General features: G+C 70.5%; 10 protein-coding genes. 2 read left to right on the top strand and 8 right to left on the bottom strand.

What is annotated here, in order from left to right:
* The first annotated feature begins 443 nt into the window (after positions 1 to 443).
* Together CIB93_RS36055 and CIB93_RS36050 are read left to right on the top strand one after the other, a co-directional pair.
* The gene (locus CIB93_RS36055; protein WP_096633006.1) at positions 444 to 1,220 is read left to right on the top strand and encodes an ECF subfamily RNA polymerase sigma factor, BldN family; all 777 of its coding nucleotides are present in this window, start codon (positions 444 to 446) and stop codon (positions 1,218 to 1,220) included.
* A 219-nt stretch (positions 1,221 to 1,439) separates the two neighbouring features.
* Complete coding sequence (locus CIB93_RS36050; protein ID WP_096633005.1) at positions 1,440 to 2,639, top strand: DUF5667 domain-containing protein; 1,200 nt, start codon at positions 1,440 to 1,442, stop codon at positions 2,637 to 2,639.
* An 80-nt stretch (positions 2,640 to 2,719) separates the two neighbouring features.
* Here CIB93_RS36050 and CIB93_RS36045 read toward each other — a convergent pair whose 3' ends face one another.
* The 8 genes from CIB93_RS36045 to CIB93_RS36010 form a co-directional block, all read right to left on the bottom strand.
* Positions 2,720 to 3,775, bottom strand: a complete 1,056-nt coding sequence (locus tag CIB93_RS36045) for a lysophospholipid acyltransferase family protein (RefSeq protein ID WP_096633004.1) — start codon at positions 3,773 to 3,775, stop codon at positions 2,720 to 2,722.
* 15 nt (positions 3,776 to 3,790) lie between these two features.
* Complete coding sequence (locus CIB93_RS36040; RefSeq protein WP_096633003.1) at positions 3,791 to 4,879, bottom strand: NAD-dependent epimerase/dehydratase family protein; 1,089 nt, start codon at positions 4,877 to 4,879, stop codon at positions 3,791 to 3,793.
* A gap of 148 nt (positions 4,880 to 5,027) precedes the next feature.
* Positions 5,028 to 5,126 (bottom strand): 30S ribosomal protein bS22, encoded by a 99-nt coding sequence (locus tag CIB93_RS36035; protein WP_003948845.1) that lies wholly within the window; start codon positions 5,124 to 5,126, stop codon positions 5,028 to 5,030.
* Between the two features lie 110 nt (positions 5,127 to 5,236).
* Positions 5,237 to 5,449: a helix-turn-helix domain-containing protein gene (locus tag CIB93_RS36030; protein WP_003968329.1), complete on the bottom strand. Its 213-nt coding sequence runs from the start codon at positions 5,447 to 5,449 to the stop codon at positions 5,237 to 5,239.
* A 128-nt stretch (positions 5,450 to 5,577) separates the two neighbouring features.
* Complete coding sequence (locus CIB93_RS36025) at positions 5,578 to 6,393, bottom strand: phosphatase (RefSeq protein WP_096633002.1); 816 nt, start codon at positions 6,391 to 6,393, stop codon at positions 5,578 to 5,580.
* Positions 6,394 to 6,496: 103 nt separating this feature from the next.
* Positions 6,497 to 7,666: an acetoin utilization protein AcuC gene (locus CIB93_RS36020; RefSeq protein ID WP_096633001.1), complete on the bottom strand. Its 1,170-nt coding sequence runs from the start codon at positions 7,664 to 7,666 to the stop codon at positions 6,497 to 6,499.
* Complete coding sequence (locus CIB93_RS36015; protein ID WP_096633007.1) at positions 7,635 to 8,837, bottom strand: MFS transporter; 1,203 nt, start codon at positions 8,835 to 8,837, stop codon at positions 7,635 to 7,637. Before CIB93_RS36015 ends, CIB93_RS36020 begins: the two co-directional genes overlap by 32 nt.
* A 42-nt stretch (positions 8,838 to 8,879) precedes the next feature.
* Complete coding sequence (locus CIB93_RS36010; RefSeq protein ID WP_096633000.1) at positions 8,880 to 9,524, bottom strand: HAD family phosphatase; 645 nt, start codon at positions 9,522 to 9,524, stop codon at positions 8,880 to 8,882.
* Positions 9,525 to 9,663 lie beyond the last annotated feature (139 nt).

Genomic DNA, 9,663 nt, shown 5'->3' with positions numbered 1-9,663 from the left:
CGGGCGGCACGGCCGCGGCCGTCGCCCTGCACCGCCGCCGCCGCTGACCCCGCACCCACGCCCGTACGCCCCGCGCCCCGCGCCTCCGGTCGCATCCGGTCACGGGGCGCAGCCACGCCCGGAGCCGTACGGCCAATCGTGAGCGGCCGCCCCGCCGGGCCCAGCGCCCCCTCCGGCCAGTCGGATTACCGACGCCCGACCACAACCCGTCGCCCCCAGAGACAGATCGCGAAGTAATCCGATCAATAAACGGTCACCATGTGCTACTTGTTCCGTCACTTAGCGATAACAGAAGCGACGGAAGCGATGATTTAGACAACTGGGTGTAGCACCGCCTGCACGAAGCGTTATTCTCCTCAGACGCATCACGGAGACCGCCACCCGCTACGACGGGTGACGTTTTTCGAACTGCTCGTGATGGAAGCTCTGCCTCTGGGAGTCCCGTGTACCCACACGTCGGGGTTGACGCCTCGGGCCTGGCTACGCTGCGTGCATCGGTCATTGACCGCTTGCGCGGCTTCGTCCCCACCGCGTACGCCGTCCCCGCATTTGCCACCCCTGCACCTGCCGGCCCTTGTTACGCCATGGCCGAACGCAGTGCGGCGGTCGGAAGACGCAGCACCCGCACCGCCTCGACCACGGCGGCCGTCCGTCGTCCCACCGCCGACAGCGACAGCGCGCGCATGATGGATCTCGTCGAGCGCGCACAGGCCGGCGAGGCGGACGCCTTCGGCCGCCTGTACGACCAGTACAGCGACACGGTGTACCGGTACATCTACTACCGCGTGGGCGGCAAGGCGACCGCGGAGGACCTCACCAGCGAGACCTTCCTCCGCGCGCTGCGCCGCATCTCCACGTTCACCTGGCAGGGCCGCGACTTCGGCGCCTGGCTGGTCACCATCGCCCGCAATCTGGTCGCCGACCACTTCAAATCCAGTCGTTTCCGACTGGAAGTGACCACCGGCGAGATGCTCGACGCCAACGAGGTGGCGCGCAGCCCCGAGGACTCCGTCCTGGAGTCCCTCTCCAACGCCGCACTGCTCCAGGCCGTGCGACGCCTCAACCCCCAGCAGCAGGAGTGCGTCACCCTGCGGTTCCTCCAGGGCCTCTCGGTCGCCGAGACCGCCCGGGTGATGGGAAAGAACGAGGGCGCGATCAAGACCCTCCAGTACCGCGCGGTGCGGACCCTGGCCCGGCTCCTGCCGGACGACGCCCGCTGACCTGACCGACGGACCTCTGCGTGACCGTCCCCTCACGCACTGGTCCGATCATCTTTCGCGCGTAACCCAAGTGCCGCGAGGCTCGTTGTGCCGGTTGCAGGCCCCCTGTCGTCACCCCCTGTCCGTCGCCACTCACTCCATCGAGTGGAAACGCTCAAGGTGTGCAACCTTCCGGACCGCCAGGGGAGTCGACCGTCATGACGAGAGGAGGTGCCGCCAGTGATCGCAAACGTTTCGGCACACCGGCGGGCCAACGCCTTCGCCCAGGCCCTGGAGGAGCAGACCCCCCAGGGTGCGGCGGCCGTACAGCCCGAGGAAACGGCCGAACAGGCCGACCGCGGACCGCTGTTGGCCCTGGCGAACGGCCTCGGTGAACTACCGAAGCCGCAGTTGGACCCCGAGGTCAAAGTGGTACAGCGAGCCCAGCTCGTCGCGGCCATGGAGGCCATGTTCGCCGAGGGCGGCGCGTCCACAGGCCCTACGGTGCCCGAGCAACGGGCCAAGGGGGCCCACCGGGCCTCACCGCTGCGGAAACTGCGCCCCCGCTCCCGCTGGGCGAAGGGACTCACCGCCGGCGGGCTCACCGTCGGCGTCGCCGCAGGGGCGTTCGGCGGTGTCGCCGCCGCAAGCTCCGACGCCCTCCCCGGTGATTCGCTGTACGGGCTGAAGCGCGGGATGGAGGACATCAGCCTCGGCATGACCAAGGGTGACGCCGACCGCGGCGAGGCCTACCTCGACCAGGCCTCCACCCGGCTCAGCGAAGCCCGCCGCCTCATGGAGCGCGGCCGCTCCGGCGAGCTGGACCACGAGTCGCTCGGCGCCGTCAGACGCGCCCTCAACGGCATGTCCCACGACGCCACCGAGGGCCACCGGCTGCTCCACGCCACCTACCAGCGCGACGGCTCGATCGGCCCGATCCAGACCCTCGACTCCTTCTCCCGCTCACACCGCGACACCTGGAGCAACCTCCGCGACCGGCTGCCCGTCCAGCTCAGCGACGTCGGCGACGAGGTCAGCTCCGTCTTCGACGCCATGGAGGAAGAAGTCGAACCGCTCCGGTCGCTCCTCCCCCGCGTCCCGGGCGGAAGCAAGGACACCCGACACGCCGACACCACCACCCCCGGCACCGGCTCACCCCGGTCCGACGCCCCCGCCCCCGGCGCCTCCCAGCAGCCCGGGGACCGCACCGATGGCAGCACCGCCCCCAAGCCCTCCGGCTCCACCGAATCCACCCCCGGCGACGGACTGCTGGGCGGAGGCGGGGACGGACTGCTCGACGAGCTGCCCACGGACGGCCTCACCCAGCCCTCCCCCGAGGGCGGGCCCAGCACACCGCCGGCCCCGGACGTCACCCTGCCCCCGCTCCTCCCGGGCCTCCTCCCGGGCCTGGGCATCGACGGCGAGAACCTCAAGCCGTAGCCCGTAGCTACGGAGAGGGGGGCCGGTACGCGAAACGCGTACCGGCCCCCCTCTCCGTAGCTACGGAAGAACACCGAAGATCAGAAGAACACCGACCGCCGCTGCACCAGCAGCCGGTACAGCGTGTGCTGGATCTGCTCACGCACCTGGTCCGTCAGGTTGAACATCAGCATCGGGTCCTCCGCCGCCTCCGGCGGATAGCCGTCCGTCGGGATCGGCTCACCGAACTGGATCGTCCACTTCGTCGGCAGCGGCACCGCGCCCAGCGGCCCCAGCCACGGGAAGGTCGGCGTGATCGGGAAGTACGGGAAGCCCAGCAGCCGCGCCACCGTCTTCGCGTTGCCGATCATCGGGTAGATCTCCTCCGCGCCCACGATCGAGCACGGCACGATCGGCGCACCCGCCCGCAGCGCCGTCGACACGAACCCGCCCCGGCCGAAGCGCTGAAGCTTGTAGCGCTCGCCGAACGGCTTGCCGATGCCCTTGAACCCCTCCGGCATCACCCCGACGATCTCGCCCCGCTCCAGCAGCCGCTGTGCGTCCTCCGCGCAGGCCAGTGTGTGCCCGGCCTTGCGGGCCAGCTCGTTGACGACCGGGAGATGGAAGACCAGATCGGCGGCGAGCAGCCTCAGATGGCGCTCGGCCGGATGGTTGTCGTGCACCGCGACCTGAAGCATCAGCCCGTCCAGCGGCAACGTCCCGGAGTGATTGGCCACGATGAGCGCCCCGCCGTCCGACGGGATGTTCTCGATGCCCTTCACCTCGACCCGGAAGTACTTGTCCGCCAGCGGCCGCAGCAGCGACATCAGGACCTGGTCGGTGAGCTCCTTGTCGTAGCCGAACTCATCGACGTCGTAATCCCCGGTGACCCGCCGCCGCAGAAACGCCAGCCCGCCCGCGATCCGCCGCTCCCAGCCCCCGCCCTCCCCGCCCTCCGGAGGCAGCTCGCCGCCCTCCGGGGCCGGGGAGAGGTCCGGGACCTCCGCCCCAGGCAGGGCGCTCACCGGAGCCGTGGCACCATCGCCCCCGCCACTGCCACCGGGGCCGCCCGCCCCGGTCCTGCGCCGCGCCGGACGCGACGCGCTCCCGGACCGCGAACGGTCGTCGTCGAACGGAATGACCTTGGCGTCCGCCATCGTCGGTGCGCTCCTCTACCTGGCGCCGTGAGTCGTCTGTACCGAACCGGCCCCGCGCTCCCGCGGTCCGGCACCCCCCAGGACCGGCAGCGCCGCCAGCCGGTCCACCGCCCTGCCCGCCGTCTCCGGCGGCAGCAGACCGGGCCCCCGGCTCCGCGCGAACTCCGCGAAGGTCTCGGCCGTGGTGAACTTCGGTCGGAAACCGAGGGTCTCGCGCATCTGCACGGTCGAAACCACCCTGCCGTGGGTGAGCAGCCGGATCTGCTCCGGCGAGAAGTCGGTCATGCCGATCGTCCGGAGCGCCGAGCCGACCCAGGTGACGGCGGGCAGCAGCACCGGCACGGTCGGCCGCCCCAGCCGCCGCGAGCACTGCGACAGCAGCAGCACCCCGTCCCCCGCGATGTTGAAGGTGCCGCTGTTCAGCGTCCCGCGCCGGGGTTCGCTCGCGGCGATCCCCAGGACGTCGATCACATCGTCCTCGTGCACGAACTGAAGCCGCGGGTCATAGCCGAAAACCGTCGGCAGGACGGGCAGCGACAGATAGTCCGCGAGCGGCGAGTCCGGCTCGGGCCCCAGGATGTTCGCGAACCGCAGCACGCACACCGCCACGTCCGGCCGACGGCGGGCGAAGCCCCGTACGTACCCCTCGACCTCCACCGCGTCCTTCGCGAAGCCGCCGCTCGGCAGCGACTTGGGCGGGGTGGTCTCGGTGAACACGGCGGGGTCGCGGGGCGCCGACCCGTACACGCTGGTACTGGACTTCACCACGAGCCGCTGGACCGTCGGGGACTTCTGGCAGGCGCCGAGCAGCTGCATCGTCCCGATGACGTTGGTCTCCTTGATCGCCTGGCGGCCGCCCGCGCCGAGCGCCTTGCCGGAGACGTCCAGGTGGACGACCGTGTCGACGGAGTGTTCGGCCAGGACCCGCGCGATGGCCGACTGCCGGATGTCCGCGCGGACGAACTCCGCGTCGCCCAGCTGATGCGCGGGCGCGACCGCGTCGACGGCGATCACCCGGTCCACCCCGGGCTCGCGCTGGACGTGCCGGACGAAGCGGCCCCCCAGCTGCCGGGCCACTCCCGTGACGAGCACGACCTTGCCCAAGACCCGGCTCCCCTGCTTCCAGCGGTGACTTCCTGGCCGTCACCGTAGCGGGTGGCCCCCGCCCTGTGACGACCCCATGCCCCGAAACACACCGCAGCCCTCCCGCCAGAACGGCGGAAGGGCTGCGGATCTCACGAACTTCGTTCGCTTACTTCTTGTTGCGACGCTGAACGCGCGTGCGCTTGAGCAGCTTGCGGTGCTTCTTCTTGGCCATCCGCTTGCGCCGCTTCTTGATAACAGAGCCCACGACTACCCTCGCTCACTTCATCTTCACTGGTGCGGGGCGTCTGGGCCCACACGACCTACGTCGGCCTAGCCTACCCGCCACCGTCCGAGGGACGTAATCCGCAGGCAACCTCAGGCTGATTCCACCCCCACAAAGGACTCGCGGAGATACGCGTGAACCGCTTGCTCCGGCACCCGGAAGGACCTGCCCACCCGGATCGCCGGCAGATGACCGCTGTGCACCAAGCGGTACACGGTCATCTTCGACACTCGCATGACCGAGGCGACTTCCGCCACGGTCAGAAACTTGACCTCGTTGAGAGGCCTCTCACTGCCAGCAGCCATGACCCACCTGTACCTTCCGCACCGGACGCGCACCGGCTTCCCCTCCGGTGACTCTTCGTCGCTGTGCGCTCACTCCACAGATTAGGGGCGGGTGGTGCGAGTGGGGAAGAGGAGAGGCGATCGGCGGCCTACTGTGACAGACGGGCCCGATTGAGCACATAGCGCGTCAACGGCCGGTAGAACGCCGACCGTACGCCGTCGTCGAGCGGAACCACCACGGACACCCGCCCCTCGGCCTCCCCCACGAACAGCGCCGGATCGTCCGTGTCCGCCGGCCCGATCGCCTCGATCCCCAGCTGACCTGCACCGCAGACCCAGCCGTGATCCCCGACCACCAGCTCGGGCAGCACCCCAAGACGCTCCGCCGCGTCCTGGAGCGCGAGCCTCACCGGAAGCGGCGAATGCGTGTGCGCGCCGGTCGCACCCCCTGTGGGCCGCCCCCCTGGTTCGCGCACCAGGGCGACACCCCGTACGTAGTCGAGGTTGTACGTACGTACGCCAAACCGGGTCGTTATGTCGACACATCGCCCCTGCGCGGGGGTGAGAACAGGACAGCCCGCCGCCGACAGCGCGTCTGCCAGCCCGGCGTAGAAACCGAGCAGCCGGTGCGGATGGCCGGTCCCCAGCAGCACCGGAGCCCGCCGCCCGGCCACCACCGCCAGCCGCTCGGCGAACGCGTCCAGCGCGGCCACCGTCCGCTCCGGATCGATCGCGTCGGGCCCCGAGACATGCGCGGGATCGGCCGAGACCCCGCACCGGTCCGCCATCAGCCGCAACAGCTCGCCCTCGCCCCAGGCCCGCTCGGGCGCGAGCCCCAGCATCACCCGCGGATCCCGGGCCGCGAACAGCCGGTAGCTGCGCAGACTGTTCTCGCGCGGCGTGGCCACGGGCCCGGCCAGCCGGGCCGCCAGCAGATGGGCGCGCAGCGCCCCGGTGCTCAACACCCCACGGATGCTGCCGTATCGCGGCGCACGGACGGGCCGGATTCCCGCTACGCCCCACCGTTGGCGTAACCGCAGGGCACAATGCCGCACGGCCGCCCTTCCCTCAGGCCAGCAGCCCCCGCAGCGGGAACGCCGCCTTCCGGGTGGCCAGCACGGCCTGGTCCAGCCGGTCAGCCGGGTCGTAGCCGTCCTCCCACGACTTCCAGGACGGTGTACGTCCATCCGTCATCCGCCCCGGGCCCAGCTGCCGTGTACGGGCATAGACCAGATCCCGCCAGGAGGCCGGGACCACGGACTCGGGGTCGACGGGCGCATGCGCGGCGATGCCCACCAGATGCGTCCACGACCTCGGTACGACATCCACCACCGCGTACCCGCCCCCGCCGAGCGCCACCCAGCGCCCGTCCGCGTAGCTGTGGGCCAGCTCGTGGCAGGACTCCATCACGGCCCGCTGCGCGTCCAGGGAGACGGCGAGGTGGGCGAGCGGGTCCTCGAAGTGCGTATCGGCCCCGTGCTGGGTCACGAGCACCTGCGGCCGGAAATCGGCGATCAGCTCCGGCACGACGGAGTGGAACGCCCGCAGCCACCCGGCGTCCCCGGTCCCGGCGGGCAGCGGCAGATTGACGGCACTGCCCTCCCCCGCCCCGGCCCCGGTCTCCTCCGACCACCCGGTCTGCGGAAACAGGGTCCTGGGGTGCTCGTGCAGCGAGATGGTCAGAACCCGGGGGTCCTCCCAGAACGCGGCCTGCACCCCGTCCCCGTGGTGGACGTCCACATCGACGTACGCGACCCTCTCCGCGCCCAGTTCCAGCAGCCGGGCGATGGCGAGGGCCGGGTCGTTGTAGACGCAGAACCCGGCGGCCGACCCGGGCATGGCGTGGTGCAGCCCCCCGGTGAAGTTCACCGCGTGCGCGCACTCGCCCCGCCACACCGCCTCGGCGGCCCCCACCGAGAGCCCGGCGATCAGCGCGGACGCCTCGTGCATCCCCGCGAACGCCGGATCATCGACGGTCCCGAGCCCGTAGTCCTGGTCGGCGGCCCGTGGATTCGCGGAGGCGGCCCGCACCGCAGCCACGTAGTCCTGCCGGTGCACGAGCCGCAGGGTGGAGTCCCCCACGGGCTTCGCCGACCGTAGATCCACCGCCTCGTCCAGCCCGTACGCCCGCACCAGCCCCATCGTCAGGGCCAGCCGGACCGGGTCCATGGGGTGGCTCTCCCCGAAGTCGTATCCCGTAACTGCGTCATCCCACATCAGCTGTGTGCGGCCGCTCATGCCCGCCACCGTATCGGGCGGGCTCCGGCCCGAACGAGCGGGCATACACCAGCGTCACCAGCACCAGAACCATCGGTACGAGCATGGCGCCCCGATAGCTCCACGCATCCCCCAGAACACCCACCAGCGGCGAACCCACCAGGAACCCCACATAGTTGAAGATATTGATCCGGGCCACGGCCTCATCGCTGTTCCCCGGGAACATCCGCCCGGCCGCCGCGAAGGTCTGCGGCACGATCACACAGAGCCCGAGCCCGAGCATCGTGAACCCGAGCATCCCCACCCAGGCCCCCGGCGCCACCGCCACGACCGCGAATCCCCCGGCCGCCAGCAGACTCCCGCCCCGCACCACGGCCACCGCCCCGAACCTCCGCACTCCGAGATCCCCGACGGCCCGCCCCAACAGCGTCGTCACCATGTAGAGGTTGTACGGAACGGTCGCCAGCTGCTCCGAGCTGCCGAGCACGTCCTGAAGGTACTTGGCACTCCAGTTGGAGACGGTCGAGTCACCGATGTACGCGAAGCCCATCACGAGACACAGGGGCAACAGCAGCTTGAACGAAACCGCCCCGCCCGGACCGCCGGGAACGCCACCGGACGGCTCGGGTGCCTTCCCCTCCGTGTACCACCGGCTCCCGACCAGCGCGGCGGGCAACAGCACCGCCACGACAGGCAGGTACGACACGAGCAACGGCAGATCCCAGCGCGCCCCGACCCACGCCAGGGACGCCCCCACGATCCCGCCGAGGCTGAACGCGGCGTGGAAGCCGAGCATGATGCTGCGCCCGTACGCCCGCTGAAGGCTGACGCCCAGCATGTTCATCGAGGCGTCCAACGCCCCGACGGCCAGTCCGAAAACGCCGAGCGCGACGGCGACCTGCCACACTTCCCGCCCCGCGCCCACCCCGAGCAGGGCGAGCAGGACGAGGGGCTGGGCCCACCGCAGCACGGCACCGGGCCGCACCAGCGCCACCAGCTTCCCGGTGGCCACACTGCCGACCCCCGCCAGAACGGGGACGGCAGCGAGGAAGGCGGGCAGCAGCCCGTCGGATATCCCGTACTGGTCCTGAATGGCGGGGATGCGCGTCACCAGGAGAGCGAAGGCGACGCCTTGAACGCCGAAGCTCAGCCCCAGGGAGGCCCTGCCGTGCCGCAAGCCCGCATCAGTCATGGCCGCGAGCGTAGAGCCCGGCTCCACCCGTGGGTAGATGGGTCAGGCGAGCAGTTCCGGGAGTTGGGACATGTCGGAGAAGTACCCGGTCACTCCGACGAGCCGGTCCGCGGGCATCATCGACGTGAACCCGTACACGTCCATCCCCGCGGCCCGTGCCGCCTCGACGCCGAGCGGGCTGTCCTCGATGACGACGCACCGCTCCGGCGCCACCCCCATCCGCTCGGCGGCGTGCAGGAACAGATCCGGCGCCGGCTTCCCCCGCCCCACGTCCTCCGAGCTGAAGATCCACTCCTCCTCGAACCACTGATCGATGCCGGTCTTGCGGTGCCCGACCCGGATTCGCTCGTGGCTCCCGGAGGACGCGACGCAGTAGTCCACCCCGTCGGCGACGAGCTTCCCGAGCAGCTCCTCCGCCCCGTCCACGGCCACCAGCTCCTGCTGGAAGGCCGCGAACGTACGGGAGTTGAGCGTGGTGTCGAAGTCCGCGGGCAACTTCTTCCCGGTTCTCTCCTCGACGAGGTCGTGCACGCGGTGAACAGCGGATCCCATGTAGTCGCGGAGCGATTCCTCGTACGAGGTCGGGTGACCGAGTTCGGTCAGGTAGCCGGAGAGGATGGTGTTGGCGATCGGCTCACTGTCGACGAGCACACCATCGTTGTCGAAGATGACCAGTTCGTAGCGCATGGTTCGAGCCTAGACGTTCAGAACGCAGAAAAGCCCCGTGCCACAAGGCACGGGGCTTTCCCGGAAAAATTGTTCGGCGGCGTCCTACTCTCCCACAGGGTCCCCCCTGCAGTACCATCGGCGCTGAAAGGCTTAGCTT

The organism is Streptomyces sp. WZ.A104, from assembly GCF_002382885.1.
In the GTDB taxonomy this organism is placed as follows: Bacteria; Actinomycetota; Actinomycetes; order Streptomycetales; family Streptomycetaceae; genus Streptomyces.
This window is presented reverse-complemented; position numbering and strand designations above follow the sequence as displayed.